The 22,842-nt window shown below is 71.7% G+C and carries 18 protein-coding genes and 1 tRNA gene; 8 read left to right on the top strand and 11 right to left on the bottom strand.

Features of this window, described 5'->3' with window-relative positions:
- Window positions 1-744 precede the first annotated feature (744 nt).
- The 3 genes from ACIQRW_RS17255 (at window position 745) to ACIQRW_RS17265 (ending at window position 2,771) form a co-directional block, all read left to right on the top strand.
- Complete coding sequence (locus ACIQRW_RS17255) at window positions 745-1,962, top strand: helix-turn-helix domain-containing protein (protein ID WP_018959415.1); 1,218 nt, start codon at window positions 745-747, stop codon at window positions 1,960-1,962.
- Window positions 1,963-1,972: 10 nt separating this feature from the next.
- Complete coding sequence (gene orn / locus ACIQRW_RS17260) at window positions 1,973-2,578, top strand: oligoribonuclease (RefSeq protein WP_403760607.1); 606 nt, start codon at window positions 1,973-1,975, stop codon at window positions 2,576-2,578.
- A gap of 120 nt (window positions 2,579-2,698) precedes the next feature.
- Window positions 2,699-2,771: transfer RNA gene (locus ACIQRW_RS17265), tRNA-His, on the top strand.
- Between the two features lie 89 nt (window positions 2,772-2,860).
- Here the strand turns inward: ACIQRW_RS17265 and ACIQRW_RS17270 are convergent.
- The 6 genes from ACIQRW_RS17270 to ACIQRW_RS17295 all read right to left on the bottom strand — a co-directional run bounded on the left by ACIQRW_RS17270 (window position 2,861) and on the right by ACIQRW_RS17295 (window position 9,770).
- On the bottom strand, window positions 2,861-3,451 hold the full coding sequence (locus ACIQRW_RS17270) for a lytic polysaccharide monooxygenase (protein ID WP_403760609.1): 591 nt from the start codon (window positions 3,449-3,451) through the stop codon (window positions 2,861-2,863).
- Between the two features lie 151 nt (window positions 3,452-3,602).
- Window positions 3,603-4,640 (bottom strand): LacI family DNA-binding transcriptional regulator, encoded by a 1,038-nt coding sequence (locus tag ACIQRW_RS17275; protein WP_403760612.1) that lies wholly within the window; start codon window positions 4,638-4,640, stop codon window positions 3,603-3,605.
- Window positions 4,641-4,808: 168 nt separating this feature from the next.
- A complete protein-coding gene (locus tag ACIQRW_RS17280) occupies window positions 4,809-6,278 on the bottom strand; it encodes a GH1 family beta-glucosidase (RefSeq protein WP_403760615.1) in 1,470 nt (489 codons plus the stop codon).
- A gap of 78 nt (window positions 6,279-6,356) precedes the next feature.
- The gene (locus ACIQRW_RS17285; protein ID WP_403760618.1) at window positions 6,357-7,277 is read right to left on the bottom strand and encodes a carbohydrate ABC transporter permease; all 921 of its coding nucleotides are present in this window, start codon (window positions 7,275-7,277) and stop codon (window positions 6,357-6,359) included.
- A 14-nt stretch (window positions 7,278-7,291) separates the two neighbouring features.
- Window positions 7,292-8,290, bottom strand: a complete 999-nt coding sequence (locus ACIQRW_RS17290) for a carbohydrate ABC transporter permease (RefSeq protein WP_403760621.1) — start codon at window positions 8,288-8,290, stop codon at window positions 7,292-7,294.
- Window positions 8,291-8,447: 157 nt separating this feature from the next.
- The gene (locus ACIQRW_RS17295) at window positions 8,448-9,770 is read right to left on the bottom strand and encodes an extracellular solute-binding protein (RefSeq protein ID WP_403760624.1); all 1,323 of its coding nucleotides are present in this window, start codon (window positions 9,768-9,770) and stop codon (window positions 8,448-8,450) included.
- 362 nt (window positions 9,771-10,132) lie between these two features.
- On the opposite strand from ACIQRW_RS17295, the gene aspT (ACIQRW_RS17300) reads away from it, so the two are divergent.
- From aspT (ACIQRW_RS17300) to ACIQRW_RS17310, 3 genes are read left to right on the top strand one after another with little or no spacing between them, the layout of a single operon-like run.
- Entirely contained in the window at window positions 10,133-11,809 is a 1,677-nt protein-coding gene (aspT, locus tag ACIQRW_RS17300) for an aspartate-alanine antiporter (protein ID WP_403760627.1), read from the top strand.
- A gap of 1 nt (window position 11,810) precedes the next feature.
- Complete coding sequence (aspT, locus tag ACIQRW_RS17305) at window positions 11,811-13,514, top strand: aspartate-alanine antiporter (RefSeq protein WP_403760630.1); 1,704 nt, start codon at window positions 11,811-11,813, stop codon at window positions 13,512-13,514.
- A gap of 23 nt (window positions 13,515-13,537) precedes the next feature.
- Window positions 13,538-15,190: a bifunctional aspartate transaminase/aspartate 4-decarboxylase gene (locus ACIQRW_RS17310; protein ID WP_403760633.1), complete on the top strand. Its 1,653-nt coding sequence runs from the start codon at window positions 13,538-13,540 to the stop codon at window positions 15,188-15,190.
- Window positions 15,191-15,466: 276 nt separating this feature from the next.
- On the opposite strand, the gene ACIQRW_RS17315 is transcribed toward ACIQRW_RS17310, so the two are convergent.
- Window positions 15,467-16,900 (bottom strand): ATP-binding protein, encoded by a 1,434-nt coding sequence (locus ACIQRW_RS17315; RefSeq protein WP_403760636.1) that lies wholly within the window; start codon window positions 16,898-16,900, stop codon window positions 15,467-15,469.
- On the bottom strand, window positions 16,897-17,661 hold the full coding sequence (locus tag ACIQRW_RS17320; RefSeq protein ID WP_403760639.1) for a response regulator transcription factor: 765 nt from the start codon (window positions 17,659-17,661) through the stop codon (window positions 16,897-16,899). The genes ACIQRW_RS17315 and ACIQRW_RS17320 overlap by 4 nt, the downstream gene beginning before the upstream one ends.
- Window positions 17,662-17,802: 141 nt before the next feature.
- On the opposite strand from ACIQRW_RS17320, the gene ACIQRW_RS17325 reads away from it, so the two are divergent.
- Window positions 17,803-18,363, top strand: a complete 561-nt coding sequence (locus ACIQRW_RS17325; RefSeq protein ID WP_403760642.1) for a hypothetical protein — start codon at window positions 17,803-17,805, stop codon at window positions 18,361-18,363.
- Window positions 18,364-18,384: 21 nt separating this feature from the next.
- Here ACIQRW_RS17325 and ACIQRW_RS17330 read toward each other — a convergent pair whose 3' ends face one another.
- Together ACIQRW_RS17330 and ACIQRW_RS17335 are read right to left on the bottom strand one after the other, a co-directional pair.
- Window positions 18,385-19,368 (bottom strand): spermidine synthase, encoded by a 984-nt coding sequence (locus tag ACIQRW_RS17330; protein ID WP_403760644.1) that lies wholly within the window; start codon window positions 19,366-19,368, stop codon window positions 18,385-18,387.
- 76 nt (window positions 19,369-19,444) lie between these two features.
- Window positions 19,445-19,807 (bottom strand): hypothetical protein, encoded by a 363-nt coding sequence (locus tag ACIQRW_RS17335; protein ID WP_403761048.1) that lies wholly within the window; start codon window positions 19,805-19,807, stop codon window positions 19,445-19,447.
- 294 nt (window positions 19,808-20,101) lie between these two features.
- Between ACIQRW_RS17335 and ACIQRW_RS17340 the strand changes: the two genes are divergently transcribed.
- On the top strand, window positions 20,102-21,628 hold the full coding sequence (locus tag ACIQRW_RS17340; protein ID WP_403760647.1) for a tetratricopeptide repeat protein: 1,527 nt from the start codon (window positions 20,102-20,104) through the stop codon (window positions 21,626-21,628).
- Between the two features lie 576 nt (window positions 21,629-22,204).
- Here ACIQRW_RS17340 and ACIQRW_RS17345 read toward each other — a convergent pair.
- Window positions 22,205-22,801, bottom strand: coding sequence for a histidine phosphatase family protein (locus tag ACIQRW_RS17345; RefSeq protein WP_403760650.1), 597 nt, complete (start codon window positions 22,799-22,801; stop codon window positions 22,205-22,207).
- Between the last annotated feature and the right edge of the window lie 41 nt (window positions 22,802-22,842).

Below are 22,842 nucleotides of genomic sequence, written 5' to 3' on the forward strand. Positions count from 1 at the left end.
CCCGGTCCCTGTTGGCCACGCCGTCACCGGGCCGTCACCCCGGGACATGACGCCGCGGCGAGCCCGACACGATCGCCGTTCGAGCCGAACCCGGCGACGACGCCCGGACCGGCGGACGACGGGGCCCGGAACCGCGGTCGACCGGGCCCGGCGGACCGCCCCCGACCGACGCCCGACACCCGCGGTTCTCGTGCCCCACGGCCCATCGGTCGGTAATCCGGCCCTGCGGAACCTCGGCCCCGTCCACGTCACAACGGCCCGCCCAGCCTCTCCGCGGGGGTCCGAACACGCCATGGTTCACGGCGGCGAGGGAGCGCACCGGCGCGGCCGTCGGGCGGCGGTTGTGCGCCCGGCGTGACCGGATACAGCACACACAACCGATGGTTTTGAGCCAACTTCACCTGGGTGCCGAACCCTTCGCGGGATGGCCGGACACCCCACCGCCCACCAGGCAGGAACGGACCGCGCGGTACGCTTTCACCCGACGCGGACGGGCCACGTTGTCGAAGGGCACTTCCCTGTGCGCTTCGCGAGTGAAACGCTTCGTGATCGAACGCTTCACGCCACGTTTCCTTATCGACATTGAGCTGGTGGGGGAAGGTGTCACGGCGGGACCACGCCACGCAGTAGATTCGATCTTGGAAATCGGAGACTGGGGACACGTGCGACACCGAGGGGAAACGTGCAGGAGCGACAGGCCCGTAAGGACCAGGGAGACGCGAACACCGAGGGGGGCTTAGCGTCATGAGCCAGGACTCCGCCGCCGCGACGGAGGCCGCACGCAAGCTGACCGGGCGGCGACGCCGGGAAGTCGTTGCCGTGCTGCTGTTCAGCGGCGGCCCTATCTTCGAGAGCTCCATCCCGCTCTCCGTTTTCGGAATCGACCGGCAGGACGCGGGAGTTCCCCGCTACCGCCTGCTGGTCTGCGGCGGCGAGGAAGGACCGCTGCGCACCACCGGTGGGCTCGAACTCACCGCGCCGTACGGCCTGGAGGCGATCAGCAGAGCCGGCACCGTGGTGGTGCCCGCCTGGCGGTCGATCACCTCGCCGCCGCCCGCCGAGGCACTGGACGCGCTGCGGCGCGCCCACGAGGAGGGCGCCCGCATCGTCGGTCTGTGCACGGGAGCCTTCGTGCTCGCGGCCGCCGGCCTGCTGGACGGACGGCCGGCCACCACACACTGGATGTACGCGCCGACGCTGGCCAAGCGCTATCCGTCGGTGCACGTCGATCCGCGCGAACTGTTCGTGGACGACGGGGATGTGCTCACCTCCGCCGGCACCGCCGCCGGGATCGATCTCTGCCTCCATATAGTCCGCACCGACCACGGCACGGAAGCCGCGGGGGCACTCGCCCGCCGGCTCGTCGTGCCGCCACGGCGCAGTGGTGGGCAGGAGCGCTACCTGGACAGGTCTTTACCGGAGGAGATCGGCTCCGACCCGCTCGCCGAGGTCGTGGCCTGGGCCCTGGAGCATCTGCACGAGCAGTTCGACGTGGAGACGCTCGCCGCGCGCGCCTACATGAGCAGACGGACCTTCGACCGGAGGTTCCGTTCGCTCACCGGCAGCGCACCGCTGCAGTGGCTGATCACCCAGCGGGTGCTGCAGGCGCAGCGGCTGCTGGAGACCTCCGACTACTCGGTCGACGAGGTCGCCGGCCGCTGCGGCTTCCGCTCCCCGGTCGCGCTGCGCGGGCACTTCCGCCGCCAGCTCGGCTCCTCCCCCGCCGCGTACCGGGCCGCCTACCGGGCCCGTCGTCCGCAGGGGGTGGCGGAGAGCGCCGCGACGGTGGTCGAGACGATGGTGCCCAGCCAGGGGCCGCCGTCCGGACGCCGGGGCTCGCCCCTGTCCTCCGCGGCCGTCGCCGTGGCGGCGTCGGTGGGGTCCGGGGAGCTGTCCCTGCCGGGCCCTGACGCGTACGTTCCCGGACGCCCGGCCCTGCCGGGACAGCGGAGTGCCCCGTAGGGTGGGGCGCATGAACGACCGCATGGTGTGGATCGACTGCGAGATGACCGGGCTCTCGTTGACGGACGACGCACTCATCGAGGTGGCCGCCCTGGTCACCGACTCGGAGCTGAACGTGCTCGGCGAAGGGGTGGACATCGTGATCCGCCCGCCGGACGCGGCCCTGGAGACCATGCCCGAGGTGGTGCGGCAGATGCACACCGCCTCGGGCCTCCTCGACGAGCTGGCCGGGGGTACCACCCTGGCGGACGCCGAGGAGCAGGTCCTGGCCTACGTCCGTGAGCATGTGAAGGAGCCCGGCAAGGCCCCGCTCTGCGGAAACTCGGTCGGTACCGACCGGGGGTTCCTGGCGCGGGACATGCGGGAGCTGGAGAGCTATCTCCACTACCGGATCGTGGACGTGTCCTCGGTCAAGGAGCTGGCCCGGCGCTGGTATCCCCGGGCGTACTTCAACAGCCCGGCCAAGAACGGCAACCACCGGGCGCTGGCGGACATCCGTGACTCCATCACGGAGCTCCGCTACTACCGGGAGGCGGTCTTCGTGCCGCAGCCCGGCCCGGACTCCGAGCGCGCCAAGGAGATCGCGGCGCGCTTGCCGGCTCCGGCCGCACCGTAGGAACCCGCTGGTCACGGGCGCGGAAGCGCCCGTGGACCGGCCCCGGGAAACGGGGGCGCGAGCACCCTCCCGGACCCTGTACACTTTTTCTCGGCCGGTCGGAAACGACCGGGCGACATGGTGGGTATAGCTCAGCTGGCAGAGCACCTGGTTGTGGTCCAGGATGTCGCGGGTTCAAGTCCCGTTACTCACCCTGAGGGAAGGGCCCCGGTCTTCGGACCGGGGCCCTTCTTCATGTGATGCCATGTGGTGCGGGCGGTGTGCCGCCCGGTCGCCCGCCGCTCAGAAGGTGACGTCGGAGCAGGCGTAGAAGGCGTTGCCGGTGTCCGCGATGGTCCAGACGCCGAGGATCAGGTGCTTGCCCGACTTCTGCGGCAGGTTACCCGCGTGCGTGACCGTCGCCCCGGGCTGCCGCCCGCCGAACGGCACGGTGAGGAACGGCTGCGGGTCCAGGTCGGCCCGGGTCAGGGGCTTCGACGGGTCGTAGCCGTCCTTGGTGACGTAGTACCGGAAGTCGGTGGTGGCGTGCCGGGCGGTGATCCGCCAGCGGAACGTGTGGCTCGCCCCGGCGCTCACGTCGGAGGCGGGCCAGGCTCCGCCGCGCGGGTCGTCCAGCTCGGCGAACCGCTGGTTGCCCCCGGCGCAGATCAGACCGTCGCGGGGGCCGCGCGCCGGGAAGCCCTTGGGGCCCTCGACGCTCGGCGGCTCCCACTGGATCTGCCCGCAGTCGCGGACGGTGCCGTTGCCGCAGAGCTGCTGCCGGCTGATGGGCGAGTCGGTGTACCCGTGGCCCTGCGCGCTGCCGGAGGTGGCCAGCAGGGAGACCCCGGCGATGCCGAGGCCGAGGAGTAAGGAGGTGATCTTTCTGCGCATGTGGTGCTCCTGGGGTGAGGGGTGGAGCGTGCGGACAGATGGACCGGCGGCGGCTCGCCCGCTTGGTCTAGACCAAGACGGAGGCTAGTCCTGTCTTTTGGTCATGTCCATACCACTGGAAGGCACCCGAACGGTCGGCCCCCGCCGGCCGTCACGACGAGTCGCGGACCACCAGCTCCGTGGGCAGTACCACCGAAGGACGCTCGTCGCCCGGGGCCCGGCCCGCGATCTCGTCCAGGAGGAGCTGGGTCATCCGGCGGCCCATCTCCTCGATGGGCTGGCGGACGCTGGTGAGGGCCGGGTGCATGTGGCGGGCGACCACCGAGTCGTCGAAGCCGATCAGGGCCACGTCCTCGGGGATGCGGTGGTCCGCCTCGCGCAGGACCTGGCGGGCGCCGGCGGCCATCACGTCGGAGGCGACGAACACCGCGTCGAGGCCGGGGCGGCGGGCCAGGAGGTCGCGCATGGCCCGCGCGCCGCCCTCCTCGGTGAAGTCGGCGGGGGCGATGAGGCGCTCGTCGGGGGCCAGGCCGGCGGCGGAGACCGCCGCGCGGTAGCCGTCCAGGCGGCGCTGGGCGCCGTAGACCTCCAGACGGCCGGTGATCGTGGCCACCTGGCGGCGGCCCCGGGAGACCAGGTGCTCGACGGCGGCCCGCGCGCCTTCGAAGTTGTCGGAGTCGACCGAGGGCAGCGTCTCGGCCGCGTGCCGGGCGCCGCTGATCACGCAGGGCATGCCCAGCTGCTCCAGGAGCTCTGGCAGCGGGTCGTCGGCGTGCACGGCGACCAGGAGGACCCCGTCGACGCGGTGGGCGGTGAGGTACTGGGCGAGTCGGCGGCGCTCGCGGTCGTTGCCGACGAGGGTGAGGAGCAGCTGCATCTCGGTGTCCGCCAAGGCCGCGCCGACGCCGCGCACTATCGCGGAGAAGTACGGCTCGGCGAAGAAGCGGGTCTCCGGCTCGGGCACCACCAGCGCGATGGCGTCGGTGCGGTTGCCCGCCAGGGCGCGGGCGGCCCGGTTGGGGACGTACCCCAGGTCGGCCACGGCCGCCTCGACCGCCTGCCGGGTCGCGTCGCTGACCCGGGGCGAGCCGTTGATGACCCGTGAGGCGGTGCCCCGGCCGACCCCGGCCCGTGCCGCAACCTCTTCGAGCGTGGGCCGCCCGCCGCTCCGTACTCGCGCTGCCGCCATGGCCGCCTCCCCGTTCCCGGTCAATTTCTCACAGCCGTACAGTCAATCCAAGTCCTGGACCGATCACCCCGACGAGCGTACGGACAGTGTATTGGGAGCGCTCCCAAGCAGGGGACGAAAAAGCGGTGGGCCCGGTCGGGGTCGACCGGGCCCACCGCTCTCACCGGGTCAGGCGTCCGGGCCAGCGGCCGGGGGCAGCGCGTGGCGGGCGATCACGTCGCCGTACCAGTGGGCGCTGGACTTGGGCGTACGGCGCTGGGTCGCGTAGTCGACGTACACCGCGCCGAACCGCTTCGCATAGCCGTAGCCCCACTCGAAGTTGTCCATCAGGGACCAGAGGAAGTAGCCCCGTACGTCGGCCCCGTCGGCCGCCGCCCGGCGTACCGCCTCCAGGTGGCCCCGCAGATAGGCGATCCGCTCCGGGTCGTGGACCCGGCCGTCCGCGTCCGGGGCGTCGTCGAAGGCCGCGCCGTTCTCGGTGACCATCAACGGCAGGTCCGGGTGCTCGCGCGAGACGTCCATGAGGAGGTCGTACAGCCCCTCCGGCTTGACCGACCAGTTCATCGCGGTGACCGGCCGGCCCTCGGCCAGGTGGAAGGCGACGTGCTCCGAGCCGGGCCACGGGGAGTGCTCGCTGCTGCCGTGGCCGTCGTTGCGGGTGTCCCCGGCGCCGGAGGGCGACGCGCTCACGATGGTGGGCGTGTAGTAGTTGACGCCGAGCACGTCGATCGGGGCGGCGATGGCGGCGAGGTCGCCCGGACGGATCAGTTCGCTCCAGTTCACGATGCGTTCGGTGTCGGCCAGCAGGTCCTGTGGGTACGCACCCTTCAGCATCGGACCGGTGAAGACGCGGTTGCCCACCGCGTCGATCCGGCGGGCCGCGTCCGCGTCCGCCTCGCCGCCGGTCAGCGGGCGCACCTGGTGGAGGTTGAGGGTGACCGAGGTCTGCGCGGCAGCGGGGAGGTTCGCGCGCAGCGCCTCGACCGCCCGGCCGTGGGCGAGGTTGAGATGGTGGGCGGCCCGCAGCGCGGCGGCCGGCTCGGTGCGGCCGGGGGCGTGGACCCCGGAGCCGTAACCGAGGAAGGCCGAGCACCAGGGCTCGTTCAGCGTGGTCCACATGCCCACACGGTCGCCCAGGGCCCGGGCCATGATGGCCGCGTAGTCCGCGAACCGTTCGGCCGTCGCACGCTCGGGCCAGCCGCCCGCGTCCTCCAACTCCTGCGGCAGGTCCCAGTGGTAGAGCGTGGCGACGGGCTTGATGCCGGCGAGAAGCAGCTCGTCGACGAGCGACCGGTAGAAGTCGAGACCGCGTTCCACGGCGGGTCCCCGGCCGGTGGGCTGGACGCGGGACCAGGAGACGGAGAAGCGGTACGCCTGGAGTCCGAGGCGCTTCATCAGGGCGACGTCGTCGCGGTAGCGGTGGAAGTGGTCGGCCGCCACGTCCCCGGTGTCCCCGCCGAGGGTCCGGCCGGGCGTGTGGCTGAAGGTGTCCCAGATGGAGGGCGTACGGCCCATCTCGGTGGCCGCGCCCTCCACCTGGTACGCGGCGGTGGCCGCGCCCCAGAGGAAACCGGTCGGGAAGGGGGCCGTGGCGGCGGGGGCCTGCTGCGGGACCGTGTCAGGTCGGACGGCTGTCATACGGGAGCGCTCCCTGGGGAAAGTGAGGGATGAGAGGTGAGGAGAAAGGGGGAGTGGGAGGGGGAAGTGGGAGGGGGATCAGCCCTTCACCGCGCCGGACATGATTCCGCCGACGATCTTCTTGCCGAAGACCACGAACACCACCAGCAGCGGCAGCGTGCTGATCAGCGCGCCCGCCATCACGATGGACTGGTCGGGGGTGTACGAGGCGCTGAGCTGGCCGAGGGCCACCTGAAGGGTCGGGTTCTGCTGGTTGAGGGCGAGGTAGGGCCAGAAGAAGTCGTTCCACGCCTGGACGAAGGTGAGCATCCCGAGCACCATCATCGCGGGGCGGGCCACCGGCAGCACCACGCTCACCACGATGCGGAGGTTGTTCGCGCCGTCGATCTTGGCCGCCTCGATCAGCTCGTACGGCAGCGCCTCGATCAGGTACTGGCGCATGAAGAACACGCCGAACGCGCTCACCAGCGTCGGGAAGATCACCGATTCGAGCTGCCCGCCCCAGCCGAGGCCGGACATCATCATGAACAGCGGGACGACGCTGAGCTGCGGCGGGATGGTGAGGGTGGCGATGACCGCGGTCATCAGCCAGCCGCGGCCCCGGAAGCGCATCTTGGCGAACGCGTAGCCGGCGAGCGTGCAGAAGAAGAGCGTCGCGAGGGTGATCGAGGACGAGACGATGAAGCTGTTGAGGATCGCCTTGCCCAGGTTGGCCTGTTCCCAGGCCGTCTGGACGTTCTCCAGCAGTTTCCCGCCGGGGAGGAACGGCGGGGTGGAGGCGAGGACCTCGTCCTGGGTGCGGGAGGCCGCGACGAGGGTCCAGTAGAGCGGCAGCAGCGAGCCGAAGCCGACGACGGCGAGCGCGACGTACGCGAACGGGCCGCCCTTCATCTGCTGTCCGGCGCCCATCCGGAAGCGGCCCGGGCGCCGCGGGGCACTGCCCTCCGGGGCCGGCGCGACCTTCACGGGGGCGGTGTGCGTGGGGCTGGTCAGGGTCATGGATGCGCTCCCGGTCAGACCGCGGACTTGCGGACGAATCGGCCGATGAACCAGTTGGCCGCGGCGATGATCAGCAGGAGGGCGAGCATCGCCCAGGCGACGGCGGCGGCCGGACCGAGATGTCCGAGGTTCCAGCCGTAGTTGTAGAGGTAGATGCTGAGCGTCTCGTACTGGTTCTCGTTGCCGCCGGTGGCGCCCAGCGCGCCGCCCTCCAGCAGCAGCGGCTCGCCGAAGAGCTGCATGGAGCCGATGGTGGAGATGACGATGGTGAACAGGATCGTCGGCCGCAGCGAGGGGATGGTGACCTTGCGGAACTGCTGCCAGCGCGAGGCGCCGTCCAACGAGGCGGCTTCGTAGAGGTCGTTGGGGACGGCCTGCATCGCGGCGAGGTAGATCAGCGCGTTGTAGCCGGTCCAGCGCCAGATCACGATGATGGAGATGGCGAGCTTCGATGTCCAGTGCCCGTTGGCCCAGTTGACCGGGTCGAAGCCGACGAGGCCGAGCGTCCAGTTCAGCAGTCCGCCGTCGGCCCGGAACACCAGGGCGAAGACGAGGGCGGCCGAGGCGACCGAGGTCGCGTACGGGGTGAGGATGATCGTGCGCCAGAACGTGCTGGCCCGCAGCTTGTAGTTGAGGAGGTGGGCCAGGCCGAGGGCGACCAGGAGCTGCGGGACGGTGGAGATGACGCCGATCAGGAAGGTGTTGCTGACCGAGGTCCAGAACTCGGGGTCGTTCAGGATCTTGTCGAAGTTCTCCCAGCCCACCCACTCCATCGAGTCCAGGCCGGTCATCTCCACCCGGTGCAGGGCGATCCAGCCGGTGTAGAGGAGGGGGTAGAGCCCGAAGGCCCCGAAGACGAGGAAGAACGGCGCGATGTACGCGTACGGGGACGCCTTGTCGTCGAACCGCCACAGTCGGCTGCGCCACAACTGCCGCCGTTCGCTGGGTGGTTCCTTCTTCGGTTCACGGGGCGGGGTCGCGTACGCATCCCGGGTGGGGGTCGAGGTTGCCACGGGCGGGGAGTCCTTCCCTGGGTGCGCCGACGGACGGCCGGGGCGGCTGGAGGGGCGGGGCGGCTGAGGGGGCGGGCGGGCGGCGGGGCGGGCGGGTGTCGCCCGACCGCCCCGGCGCGGGACCGGCTCGGGCCGGTCCGGTGTCAGGTGCCGGAGGTCAGCCGATGGCCTTGTCGATCGTCCGCACGGCCGCGTCCCAGGCGTCGTCGGGGCTGGTGCCGCGCTGCTCCATGTTGTTGATCTGGGTGGAGATGGAGTCCTTGATCACGCCGTCCTTCGGGCCGAGGACCGCCTCGGGGATGGACTTCGCGCCGTCGGCGTAGATCTGGCCGATGGGGGCGTTGTTGAAGTACGGCAGGGTCGCGTTCTTCACGTCGGGCAGGTCGTAGGCGCCCTGGTTGGACGGGAAGACGCCGATCGCCTTGAAGACGGCGGCCTGCTGCTCGGGGGCGGTCAGCCACTTGACGAGCTTGGTGGCCTCGGCGACGTTCTTGCCGGACTTCGGGACGGCGAGGAAGGAGCCGCCCCAGTTGGCGGAGGTGTTGCCGGGGGCGCTGGTGATGTCCCACTTGCCCTTGTTGGCGTCACCGGCGTAGGTGGAGATCTGGCCGGCCATCCAGGCGGGGCAGACGACGGTGGCGATGGTGCTCTTGCGCAGGGCCGCCTGCCACGGGTCCTCGAACTGGGCGAGGCCCTGCGTCAGCTTCTTGGACGCGGCCTCGGCAGCGAGCTTCCAGCCCTTCTCGACGCTGGCGCTCTTCTCGTAGATCGGCTTGCCGCTCGCGTCGTAGTACTGCTCGGGGCTGGAGCTGACCACGGCGTTGAACATGGCGCTCGCGGAGTCCATGAAGTACGTGCCCTCGGGCGCCTTCTTCTTGTACTGCTCACCCAGCGCGAGGAAGTCCTCCCAGCCGCCCTCGGTCAGCTTCGCGACCTCGGCGCGGTCGGTGGGCAGTCCGGCCTTCTCGAACAGCTCACGGTTGTAGCAGAGGGACATGGGGCCGATGTCGGTGCCCGCGCCGATGACCGCGCCGCTGGGGGCGGTGGCCTGCTTCGCCTTCCACGAGACCCACTCGTCCACGCCGATCGTCTTGGAGAGGTCGGCGAAGGAGTCGGCCTTGGTGTCGACGATCTCCTTGATCCGGCCGACCTCGATGCCCTGGACGTCGGCGAGGCCGCTGCCGGAGTTCAGCTGCTGGAGGAGCTTGGGGTAGTAGTTCTTCTCCTCGGCGGTGGTGTCCTCCTTGACCGTGATCTTCGGGTTCAGCTCGTGGTACTTCTCGAAGAGCCCGGCCTCCTTGTACCCGAACTGCCCGAAGTCGGCGAGGGTCAGGGTGATGTTCCCGTCCGCGTCGGCTCCCTTGTCCGAGTCGGACGAGCCGCCGCATCCGGTGAGGAGGAGGGCGGTGACCGTGAGGCCCGTGGTGGCCACGAAGGCGGTTCTCCTGCGTCGACCGGCAACGCTGCGGGTGATGCGCATTCCACTGCTCCTTGTTCCGGGGTGGTACCGGCGCTGTTCCGCGAGGCAGGGCGGAGGGCGTCGGATCTGGTGCGGGAAGAGGAAGCGCGCGAGACCTTCCCCCAGAGTGGGAGCGCTCCCATGCGCCGTTGCCGGAAGGTTGCTGCCTGAAGGGGGTGGGTGTCAAGAGTTGAAGACGATTCCGTTGCCGAGGGATGTCCGGCGCGTCACCGAGGGGGCGTTGGGCCGCACTCCCGTCGGAAGGTGAACGGGGGCAGGTCGGGCCGGGCGAGCTGCCGGGGGACCCCGCCCCTGTTAATTTCTCCCTTATGCACCTTTTGATCACCCTGGTCGCCGACACCAGCCCCGGTGAGTGAGGCGGGATGGGCGTACTGCGCGACCATCCCGAACTGGCCCTCTTCTTCTGCCTCGCGGCCGGCTACCTCGTCGGCAAGCTCCGCGTCGGCCCGATCACGCTCGGCGGCATCTGCGGCACCCTGATCGTGTCGCTGCTGCTCGGCACCCGGCACATCAGCGTCGATGACGACGTCAAGACCGTCTTCTTCGCGCTGTTCATCTTCTCGCTCGGCTACATGGCCGGACCGCAGTTCTTCGCCAACCTCAACCGCAAGAGCCTGCGCTTCTTCGCGCTCTGTCTGATCGAGCTGGTCTGCGTCCTGGGCATCGCCTACGGGCTCGCCAAGGCCTTCGACCTGGACGTGGGCACGGCATCCGGAATCCTCGCCGGAGCGGCCACCGAGTCCGCCGTCGTGGGGACGGCGACCGAGGCCATCGGCAAGCTGGAGGACCTGACCTCCGAGCAGATCAGCCAGTACCAGGGGCACGTGGCCACCGCGTACACCGTCTGCTACCTGTTCGGCCTGATCACCATCGTGCTCTACACCAGCCAGATCATGCCGATGCTGATGCGCATCAACCTGGCGGACGCCTCGCGCGAGCTGTGGGAGAAGATGCGCGGCGGCCAGGGCGGGCTGGAGTCCGACGAGCGCGAGGCGCTGCCCGGCATGGTCGGCCGCACCTATCTGGTGACGCGGGCGGACGGGCGGACCGTCGGTGGTCTGGAGAGCGCCCTGGGCGGCCGGATCACCGTCGAGGGCGTCAAGCGCGGCAGCAAGCTGCTGACGCCCTCCCCCGGTCTGGAGCTGACGCTCAGCGACCTGATCCAGGTGGTCGGGGAGCGGGCGGCCATCATCGAGGCGGGCCGGGAGATCGGCCCGGAGACCCCGGCCGTGCCGGGGCTCGACGCCCCGCTGGCCACCAGTCAGGTCGCGGTCACCGAGAAGGAGACGATCGGCGCCACGATCGACCGGCTGGAGAAGCGGCACCCGGAGTTCCGCAAGGACGGCGTCTACGTCACCGACGTGCTGCGCAACGACCAGCACCTGCCCGCCAGCGGGGAGACGGTCCTCGCCCGGGGCGACGTGCTCACCCTGGTCGGCGCCCGGGGCGGGCTGAACAGGCTCGTCGCGAAGCTCGGCGCGGTGGTGAAGAACGACGCCACCGACTTCATCTACCTCGGTTTCGGCATCGTGGCGGGCTCCCTGCTCGGCCAGATCGTCGTGAAGCTCGGGGACATCCCGATGTCGCTCGGCACCGGCGGCGGCTGTCTGATCTCCGGCCTGGTCTTCGGCTGGTTCCGCTCCCGCAGCCAGACGTTCGGGGCGTTTCCGCCGCAGGCCGCGAGCACGCTCAAGGACATGGGCCTGGCCGTCTTCATCGCCTGTACGGGACTGGCGGCGGGACCCCAGGCCTGGCCGCTGCTGAAGGAGTACGGGGCGCTGCTGCCGTTCGCCGGCATCGCCATGGTGCTGGTCCCGGCGACGATCTCCCTGATCGTCGGGCGCAAGCTGCTGAAGATCGAGAAGCCGCTGCTGATCGGCGCGATCGCCGGACAGCAGTGCTCGACCCCGGCGATCACCTCCATCACCCAGGTGGCCCAGAGCTCCGTACCGCTTCTCGGCTACACGATCACGTACACGCTCTCCAACTTCCTGCTACCGCTGACCGGGCCCATCCTCGTCGGCGTCCTGGGGGCGTGACGTGATCGACTTCCTGAACCGGAACATCTTCCAGCCCCACCCCGAGCTGCTCGTCTTCCTCGTGGTCGCGTTCGGCTTCCTGCTCGGGAAGGTCCGCTACCGCACGATCGCGCTGGGCGCGGTGACGGGCTGTCTGGTCGCCGGTCTGCTGCTCGGGGCCCGGTTCGAGGTCCGGATCGACGACACGGTGAAGAACCTGTTCTTCATCATGTTCCTGTTCGCCCTGGGCTACCGCGTCGGCCCGCAGTTCTTCCGAGGGCTGCGGAAGGACGGGCTGCCGCAGGTCGTCAACGCGGTGGTCGTCTGTGTGACCGGGCTGCTGGTGTCGTGGCTCTTCGCGCACCTGCTCGGTTACGGTCCCGGGCTCGGCGCCGGCCTGATGAGCGGGGCGCTGACCCAGTCGGCCGCGATCGGCGTCGCCCAGGACGCGATCGGCACCCTGCCCGGCCTCTCCCCCGCCGAGGTGAGGACCGAGGAGAATCTGGTCGCCGTCGGGTACGCGGTGACGTATCCGCTCGGCACCATCCTGTGCGCGATGCTCCTGGCCAACGTGGTGCCGAGGCTCTACCGCCGTGACCTGGCGAAGGAGAGCGCGGAGCTGGCGGCGGAGCTGGACGCCCCGGACGAGAGCCCGGACGAGGGCGAGGGCTACTACGAGGTGGTGCTGCGCGCGTACAGCGTTCAGCGGCCCGATCTGGTGGGCCGCTCGGTGGCGGACTTCGAGGAGCAGCAGAAGGCGCTGGGCCGCCGGGTCTACCTCACCGGGATCCGCCGCGACGGGACGGTCCTGGAGCACGACCAGTCCCGCGTCCTGCGCTTCGGCGACACCGTCGCGGTCAGCGCGATCCGGGGCGACCTGGTGGAGTTCGACGCGGTGACGCACATCGGGTCCGAGGCCGACGACGTGACGCTGCTGGGCTACCGCACCGAGACGCTGCACGTCGTCGTCTCGGAGAAGGCGCAGCTGGGCCGGACCGTGGAGGAGGTGCGGCGGGAGCCGTTCATGGTCGGCGTCTACATCGACAAGCTGTACCGGGCGGGGGCGGTCTTCCCCTACCGGCTGTCCACGAAGCTGGAGCGCGGCGACACGCTCGTCCTCACCGGCCCGGAACGCCTGGTCGGACCGGCGGGGAAGGCGCTGGGCAAGCCCGTCCCGACGAGCTTCGCGACGGACATGGTCTGGGTCGGCCTCGGCATCTTCCTCGGCGGCTGCATCGGTATCCCGGCGCTGACGGCCGGTGGGGTGCCGATCTCCCTGTCGACCTCGGGCGGCGGCCTGATCATGGGGCTCGTCTTCGGCTGGATCCGCGGCAAGTACCCGACGTACGGGAACGTGCCGCCCGGCGCGCAGTGGTTCATGGACACCCTCGGGCTCTGCCTGTTCGTGGCCGTCGTCGGCATCAACGCCGGGCCCGGTTTCACCAGCGGGCTGTCCTCGGCCGGCTGGGGGCTGCTGCTCCTGGGCGCGGTCGCCACCGTCGTACCGCTGCTCGTCGGGTTCCTGGTCGGGCACTACGCGCAGAAGATCCGCTTCCCGATCCTGATGGGCGTCCTGGCGGGCGGCCAGACCACCACGGCGGCGATCGGCGCCGTCAACGAGACCTCGAAGTCCCAGATCCCCACCCTCGGCTACACCATCCCGTACGCCGTCGGCAACGTCCTGCTGACGGTGTGGGGCGCCGTGATCGTCCTGCTCAACCACTGACCCGCTACGGAGTGGACACCACCATGCACAGGACCAGCATCAGCCGCGAAGAGATCCGGTCGTTCGCCCAGCTCTCCCCCTTCGAGCTGAAGGACAAGTTCATCCAGATCGCGACGGCCGCGCAGAGCGATCAGCCGGGCCAGAAGGGGAAGTCGACCCGGACGATGCTGAACGCGGGCCGCGGCAACCCGAACTGGGTGGCCACAGGCCCGCGTGAGGCGTACCACGCGCTCGGCTACTTCGCGCTGTCGGAGTCCCGGCGGGTGTGGACGGCCGACAACCTGGGCGGCATGCCGGAGGAGTCGGGGTGTGCGGAGCGCTTCGAGCACTTCGTCCGTACGCACCCGGAGCTGCCGGGCATCGAGCTGCTGAAGGCGAGCGTGGACCTGGCGGTGAAGCGGTTCGGCTTCGACCGGGACGCGTTCGTGCACGAGCTGGCGGACTCCTCGATCGGCGACAACTATCCCGTCCCGGACCGGATCCTGCACCACACCGAGCAGATCGTGCGTGGCTACATCGCGGACGAGATGTTCGACCACCGGCCGCCGGAGGGGCAGACGTTGAGCCTGTTCGCGACCGAGGGCGGCACGGCGGCGATGTGTTACGTCTTCGACTCGCTGATGAAGAACGGGATCCTGAGGAAGGGGGACCGGATCGCCCTGATGGTGCCGGTGTTCACCCCGTACCTGGAGATCCCGGAGCTGGACACGTACGACTTCGACGTGGTGCGGGTGGAGGCGAGCCTGTTCACGGAGACCGGGGTGCGGCAGTGGCGCTATCCGGAGGAGGAGATCGCCAAGCTGGCGGACCCGTCGGTGAAGCTGGTCTGCTGTGTGAACCCGAGCAACCCGCCCTCGCTGGCCCTCTCCACCCGGGTCGCCGAGAGAATCGTGTCCATCGTCGGGGAGCAGAACCCGAACCTGATCATCGTGACCGACGACGTGTACGGGACCTTCGTGGAGGGCTTCCGCTCGCTCGCGGCCGACCTGCCGCGCAACACGATCCTCGTCTACTCCTACTCCAAGCACTACGGGGCGACGGGGTGGCGGCTCGGGGTGATCGCGCTGCACGACGACAACGTGATCGACGCGATGCTGGCGGAGCAGGACCGGGAGCAGAAGGACCGGCTCAACCGGCGTTACGGGACGCTGTCGTTGGAGCCGGAGAAGATCCGGTTCATCGACCGGCTGGTGGCCGACTCCCGGCAGGTGGCGCTGAACCACACGGCGGGTCTGTCGCTGCCGCAGCAGACGATGATGGTGCTGTTCTCGCTGTTCGACATGTTGGACGAGGGCCAGGCCTACAAGCACCGGATCCGGGCGATCGTCCAGCAGCGGCTCGAACTCCTCCTGGAGGGCGTGCACATGAAGGTCTCGGAGGACCCGAAGCGGGCGGCGTACTACATCGAGCTGGATCTGCTGGCCGAGGCGGAGCGGGTGCACGGAAAGCCGTTCGCCGACTTCCTGGAGAAGAACTACGAGCCGGTCGACCCGCTGTTCCGGCTGGCCGAGCAGACGTCGGTGGTGCTGCTCAACGGCGGTGGTTTCGACGGCCCGGAGTGGTCGGTGCGGGTGTCGCTGGCCAACCTGGACGACCTGGACTACCTGAAGATCGGCCACCATCTGCGGGCGATCTTCGACGCGTACGCACAGGAGTGGCGGGCCCAGGGGGTGTGAGGTGCGCGCCCCGGCCGGAGGTGGGGTGGGGTCCGGCCGGAGCGCGCGGTGGGGGGCATACGTGCGGTTCGGGGCCCGAGGGGGCGTTCGGGCTACTGGGTGCCGGTTTCCCCACCGCCACCGGGGCGACCGGTGACAGCGGGGGCCGGCGTGGGGGTCTGTACCGCCGACGAGGAGGTACAACGAGCACGCTAGCGGCAACGGAATGGACAAAGAGGGTTTTACGGGCCGCAGTTGATGTTCTTAGGGCGGGCTTAAGGAACCCATCGGCGCGGGTTAATGCTGGGGCCCGGGGACGGTCGTGGTCCGGGGTTCCCTGCGCCGCTGCCACCCGGTCCGACGGCCGACCCGGCGGCCGTGTCCGCGCCGGCCGCGCTCGGGGCGGCTGCCGTACAGGCCGATCCAGATCCGGACCTCCGTGCCGCCGAGGACGGACCGGCCGATGCGCAGGTCGCCGCCGGTGGACTCGGCGACCCGGCGCACGATGTCGAGGCCGAGGCCGGTGGAGCCGACGGACCCGCTGGCCGCGTCGCGCCCGCTGGCGCCCCGGGCGAGGGCGGCCTCCGGGTCCAAGATCCCCGGGCCGGCGTCGGAGACGAGCACGATGACCGCGTCGCCGCTGTGGTGGACGTCGACGGAGAAGGCGGTGCCCTCGGGGGTGTGGCGGAAGACGTTGCCGAGCAACGCGTCCAGGGCGGCGGCCAGTTCGGGGCGGGCCACGGGGATGCGCACCGTACGGTCGACTCCCGCGAGACGCACCTCGCGGCCCTCGTCCTCCGCGAGCGCCGACCAGAAGCCCATGCGTTCGCGGATCACCTCGGAGGCGTCGCAGCCCGCCCCCGTCTGCCCGGCCTGGGGCTGCGGGCGCTGCTCGCGGGCGGTGCGGATGATCGTGTCGACCTCGTGCTCCAACTGCTGGACCGCCGCCCGGGTCTGTTCGGCCGCCGGGCCCTCGCCGAGGGACGCGGCGTTGAGCCGGAGCACGGTGAGCGGGGTGCGCAGCCGGTGCGAGAGGTCGGCGGCCAGCTCGCGCTCGTTGGCCAGGAGCTGGACGACCTGGTCGGCCATGGAGTTGAACGCGACGGCGGCGGACCGCAGTTCGGTGGGGCCGTCCTCGGGGACCCGGGTGCCGAGGCACCCCTCCCCCAGGTCCTGGGCGGCGCCCGCGAGGCGCTGGGCGGGCTGCACCATCCGTACGCCGAGCCGGTCGGCGACCGCGACCGAGCCGACGATCAGCGCGACGCCGACGCCCGCCAGCGTCAGCCAGGCGGTGGCGACCCCGTGGGAGACCTCGCCCTCGGGGACGAACACCTCGACGACGGCGATGTCCCCGGTGCCCAGCGCGGTCGGCTGGAGGAGCGCGAAGCCACCGGTGACCTCGGTGATGGAGGCGCGCCCGGCCTTGCGCACGGTCGCCACGTCCTTGGGGGCGGCGCGCCGGGTGCCGATGTCCAGGGGCCCTCCCTCGGCGGGGACATGGACGGCGAGGCGTCCCCGGTCGCCCGGTTCGGTGGACAGGACGGCCCGGGTCAGCTCCTCGCGGTCGGTGGTGATGGAGAGCGTCGGGGCGATCATCGCGGCCTGGCGTTCGGCGTCGGAGAACGCCCGGTCGCTGGCCATCTCCCGGATGACGAGTCCGAGCGGCACGGCGAAGGCGATGACGACCATGGCGGTGACCGCAAGGCAGACCTTGACCAGGGCCCATCTCATGCGGGCGGCTCCGTGAGCGGCGTACCGACCGGAGTGCCGGCCGGGGCGTCGGCCCTGGCATCCCTCGGTACATCGGCCGGCGGCTGGAGCTTCACGCCGACGCCGCGCAGCGTGTGCAGATAGCGCGGACGGGCGGCGGTCTCGCCGAGCTTGCGGCGCAGCCAGGACAGATGGACGTCGATGGTCTGGTCGTCGCCGTAGGACTGCTGCCAGACCTCGGCCAGCAGCTCCTTGCGGGCGACGACCACACCGGGCCGTCCGGCCAGGAAGGTGAGCAGGTCGAATTCGCGGCGCGTCAGGTCGAGTTCGGCCCCGTCCAGCTCGGCGGTGCGGCGCAGTGGGTCGATGGAGAGCCCGCCGACGCGGATGACCCTGGGCGGCGGCGCCTCACCGCCGGCGGCGCGCGAGCGGCGCAGCACGGCGGCCATCCGGGCGGAGAGGTGCTCGACGGAGAACGGCTTCGTCAGGTAGTCGTCGGCGCCGTCGTTGAGCAGCCGGACGATCTCGCTCTCGTCGTCCCGGGCGGTGGCGATGATCACGGGCACATCGGTGATGGACCGCAGCATCTTCAGCGCCTCGGCGCCGTCCAGGTCGGGCAGCCCGAGGTCGAGGATGACCACGTCGAAGCGGAAGTGCGCGACCTCGCGCAGCGCTTCGAGCGCGGTGCCCACGCTCCGTACCGTGTGGGAGGCCTCACTGAGGTGCCGGATGAGGGCGGAACGTACGAACTGGTCGTCCTCGACCACGAGCACACTTGCCATGGGCGGCACCGTACGCCATGCCGGTGGGCCGGGTCCCGGTCCCGTCGGAAACCTCCGTAAAGGCCGGAGAAGGGCGCTTGTTCACGACCTCCGGGGGCCGGCGGGGGGAGCGGGGCGGGCCGGGTGGTGCAGGATGTGCCGATGCAACGAGGACTCGTACACGCGCTGGCGTGGACGCTCGCCACCGGCGCGGCGGTCACGCTCTCGTGGTGGGGTGTGCACACGGTCATGACGGGGACGGCCTACGATCCGCCCCGGGCCGTGCCGGTCTCGGTGGGTTCCGGGCCTCCTCAGCGCATCGGGCAGAGCACCGGGGAGCCGCTCGTCTCCTCGACGCACCGGACCTCCCCCTCCCCCTCCGCCTCCCCCTCGTCGCGCACCCGCGGGGCGAGCCCATCGCCGTCGGCCCCGCGCCCCTCCCGTACGCCATCGGCCACCCCGGCGAAACCGCCCGCGCCCGCGACCTCGGGCGAGGTGAAGAGCTATCGCACCGACGGCGGCCGGGTGGTGTTCGAGCTCGGCAGGCGCTCGGCGAAGCTCGTCTCGGCGACGCCGGAGCCGGGCTGGTCGATGCAGGTGTGGACGAACGACGCCTGGATCCGGGTGGACTTCAGCGACGGGGGCGGGGAGCGCGGGAAGACGTACTCGGTGTTCTGCACCTGGAACGGGACGCCGCCGACGGTGCAGGTCGTCGAACCGTGATCAGGGGCACACCGGGGGGCGTCACGGGTTCTCGAAGACGGACGGCGGCGGTGCGGGCGACGGTTTGGCCGCCGCGTCGGTGACGACGGCCGCGCCGCCGGTGAAGTCGGTGAGCGCGCGGCCGTGTTCGACGCGGCCTGGGTGCGGGTCGCTCGCCACCCGCCGGGTGAACTCCGCGACCGGGAGGGGCAGGGCCGAGGCGAGCAGGACCGCGTTGCCGAAGCGGCGGCCCCGCCACACCACCGGGTCGGCGGCCAGTGCCAGTTCGGGGAAGACGGCGGCGGCGGTGGCGACCTGGCCGCGCAGGTGGGCGAGCGGGGGGCCGTCGGCGAGGTTGGCGGCGTACCGCCCTTCGGGCTTCAGGACCCGGCGCACCTCAGCGAGGAATTCGGCGGAGGTCAGGTGGGCGGGGGTACGGGCGCCGCTGAACACGTCCGCGATGATCAGGTCGGCCCAGCCGTCCGGGAACCTGCCGAGCCCCTCGCGGGCGTCGGCGGCCCGGACCCGGACCCGGGCCTGGGGGTCGAGCGGGAGGCGGTCGCGGACGAGCTGGACGAGGGGCGCGTCGAGCTCGACGATCTGCTGGGTGGAGCGGGGGCGGGTCGCGGCGGTGTAGCGGGCGAGGGTGAAGGCGCCGCCGCCCAGATGCAGGACGTGCAGCGGCTGGAGCGGGGGAGCGGCGAGGTCGATGACGTGGCCGAGGCGGCGCTGGTAGGCGAACGAGAGGTGCCCGGGGTCGTCGAGGTCCACGTGGGACTGCGGAGCGCCGTCGATCAGGAGCGTCCAGCCGCCCGGGCGTTCCCGGTCGGGTATGAGCTCGGCGAGTCCGCCGCCGACCTGCTGGGAGACCGGCTCCCGCTCGGCCCGGCCGGATCCCCGGCCGCCGCGTGGACGCCCCTTCGCGCCGTCGGCTGCGCCCTTGCCCGCGGCCTTGTTCCGGCCGTCTGCCTTGCCCTTGCCCGCGGCTTTGTCCTTGCCTTGGGCCGGTGCTCCTCGACGTGCCACGTTCGCTGGTCCTTGCTGGTGGGGGCCCGGGTCGCCGGCCGCACGGAGGTGTTCCGCCCGCCCGGCCATTATGGGCTCAGCAGCAGTTGTCGGCCGCCTCGATCAGCCGGGCGGCCTGGTCGAGGGCGGCGCGGAGCACGGCCGGATCGGTGACCGGGGCGTGCTCGGCGGGCGGGAGCAGCCAGCCGGAGCCGGGCGACTCGGCGGGGATGCGCAGCCCCCGGCCGTCGGTCCGCGTACAGGCGCTGCCCGGTACGTCCCAGGCGTCGGCGGTGCCCGGCGGCACGAGGAATCCGAGGGTGTCGCAGGCGCCGTCGTGCAGGACCGGGCCGACGGGCTCCTGGTCCCGTCCGCGGCGGAGGATGTCGACGGCCTCCAACCCCTGCCGGGCGGGGACCGTGACGAGGTCGCAGGACTGGTCCCCCTGCGCCGGGGCCATCGGATTCGTCGCGGTCGTCCGTGAGCCGGTCTCCCTGCCGAGATGCAACAAGGGAACCCCTCCTCTCATCGCCGAACGGAGCCACGCTCCGTCTCCACATGGACCAACGCCCCTGGCGCGTCAAGGGCTACGGGCCCACACCGCCGCAAAGGGTGGCAGTTCATGGCAGATCGAGGGCGGTATGCCCCTTTCGCAACGAAACGCTGTGTGTGCGCCCCGTCACAGCAGGTACGTTCTTGCTCCGCCGGGGCACCGGGATCCACGGGCCCCGGCCGCACCAGAGAGGGGCCGGCCATGGTGGCGACAGCGGCAGTTCCCAACCTCGCCTTCCGTCAGCTGCGCGGACAGCGTTCCGCCGGGGAGTTCGCGGCGGCCGTCCGCAGAGCGGCGCGGGAGATCGGGGAGCAGGTCGCGTGCGACGCCCGCTACATCGGGCGCGTGGAGTCCGGGGAGATCCGCTGCCCCAACTACGCCTACGAACGCGTGTTCCTGCACATGTTCCCGGGGGCGTCCCTGGCCGACCTGGGGTTCTCGGCCCGCGAGAGCGTACGGGGGCGGGGCGCCCGGGTCGTGTCCGAACCGCCGCCCGCGACGGGGGCGGCGGCTTCGGTCCCGGCCGCCGCCGCATCGTCCTCGACCCTCCGCGCTCCCGGTCTCCACCACGGCACCGGTCTCCGCCACGACTCCCGTCCTCACCACGACTCCCGCCCCGGCCGGGGCCCCCTTCTCCACCGCGACACCGAAACCGACGACATCCCCGAGGAGAGCGACGTGCTGCGTCGCGTGTTCATGACGAGCGGCACCACCACGGTGGCGGCCGCTTCCCTGGGTCTCGGCGGGGCGCCCGCCTCCGCCGCCCGGGTCTCTCTGCCCGCGCAGCGCCGGGTCGGCGAGGCGGAGGTGAACGCCGTCGAGAAGGCCGTACGGCAGATCCGGCTGCTGGACGACCGGCACGGCGCGGATGGGCTCTACCGGCGGGCCGCGCAGCCGCTGCGCGCGGCGTACGAACTGCTGGACGCCGGAACCACCGCACGGGGCGCCACCTCGGACCGGCTGCACGCGGGCGCGGGCGAGCTGGCCATCTCGGTGGGCTGGCTGGCCCACGACTCCGGCCGCTTCGACGACGCCCGCTCCCACTACGCGGAGGCGCTGGCCACGGCGCGGCTGGCCGGGGACACGGGGCTTGAGGCGCACGCGTTCTGCAACACGTCGTTCCTGGCCCGGGACGCGGGGCGGCCCCGGGAGGCGGTACGGGCGGCGGAGGCCGGCCAGCGGGCCGCCCGCACGCTGGGGTCGCCCCGGCTGCTGGCGCTGCTCGCGCTGCGGGAGGCGGGGGGCAGGGCGGGGCTCGGGGACCGGACGGGGTGCGACCGGGCGATCGGGCGGGCCCGTGCGGCGTTCGACCGGGGCACGGCGGCGGGTGATCCGGAGTGGATGAGCTTCTTCCGGGAGGCGGAGCTGGAGCTGCTGGAGGCGCAGTGCTGGTCGGCGCTGGGCGACTGGTCCCGTGCCGCGCGGCACGGGCGGCGGGCGGCGGCGCTCCAGGACGCGCACTTCACCCGGAACCTGGCGCTGTACCGGGCCCAGCTCACGGGTGACCTGGCCCGGGCGGGGCGGGTGGAGGAGGCGGCGGCGACGGGGCACCAGGTGCTGGACCTGCTGACCCGGGTCCAGTCCTCGCGGATCCGGGGGATGTTGGCGGGGGCGGCGCGGGTGCTGGAGCCGCGGGCCGGGGCGGGCCCGGTGGCCGCCTTCCTGACCCGCCACCAGGAGTCACCCCCGGCCCCGCCCGCCGTCCTGCCCGGCCCGGGCGGCCGGTAGGGCGACGCTTGGCCCGTCGGGGGGCACCCCAGCCCGTCCGGCGCTTGAGGACGGAACCGGCAAGCAGGTCCCGGGGGGCGAAAACCGAAAACCCAGCCCGTCCGGCATTTGAGGACGGAACCGATCAGCAGGTCCCGGGGGCGAAAACCGAAAACCCAGCCCGTCCGGCGCTTGAGGACGGAACCGGCAAGCAGGTCCCGGGGGGCGAAAACCCAGCCCGTCCGGCGCTTGAGGACGGAACCGGCAAGCACGTTCCGGGGGGCAGAAACCCAGCCCGTCCGGCGCTTGAGGACGGAACCGATCAGCCGGTCCCGGGGGGCTGATCAGGGCCTCCCTCGCCACGGGATCCGTGAAGAGCCCGCCCACCGGACGCAGGGTTCCGTCCTCAAACGCCGGACGGGCTTGGGGGTGGGCCGGGTCCCGCAAAGAGCCCGCCCAACCCGAGCAGAGGCTCCGTCCTCAATCGCCGGACGGGCTGGGTGGGCACTGCTTCGGCCCCAAGCCCTGGACAGGGCCGAGTGGGCCCGGGCTTCGGCAGCGAGTGCCGGGCAGGCTTGAGTGGGCTCGGGTGGGGCGCTAGCGGTCCAGGTGGCCCGTGTCGTTCCAGCGTTCCACGGCCGGCAGTCCGTACGCCCAGCCCAGGACCGACAGCGACGTCGGGTCCAGGCGGACTCGGGCGCCGAAGGACAGGTCCTCGCCCAGCCATCGCGCGCCCAGCGCCCGCAGGATGTGGCCGTGGGCGAAGACCAGGACGTCCCGGTCCGCCGAGCGGGCCCAGGCGACGATCTCGTCCGCGCGGGCGGTGACGTCGGCGACGGACTCCCCGTCCGGGACCCCGTCCCGCCAGATCAGCCAGTCGGGTCGGTCCGCCTTGATCTGGGCCGGGGTCAGGCCCTCGTACGCCCCGTAGTCCCATTCCATCAGCGCGTCCCACGGCTCGGCCCGCTCCCCGAACCCGGAGAGCCGGCAGGTCTCGGCGGCCCGGACGAGCGGACTGGTGCGGACCTCGACGCCGGGCAGCCCCGCCCACGGCGCCCGGTGCAGCCGCTCGCCGAGGAGCTTCGCGCCCTCGCGCCCGTCGTCCAGGAGCGGGATGTCCGTCCTGCCGGTGTGGTTGCCCCGGACCGACCACTGGGTCTGGCCGTGCCGGGCGAGCAGGATGCGCGATGCCATGAAGGCTCTCCCTGGAACGTTGGTGCTGTTGGGCCCTTCCA

The sequence above is a fragment of the Streptomyces sp. NPDC091287 genome (assembly GCF_044768525.1).
Taxonomy (GTDB): Bacteria; Actinomycetota; Actinomycetes; order Streptomycetales; family Streptomycetaceae; genus Streptomyces.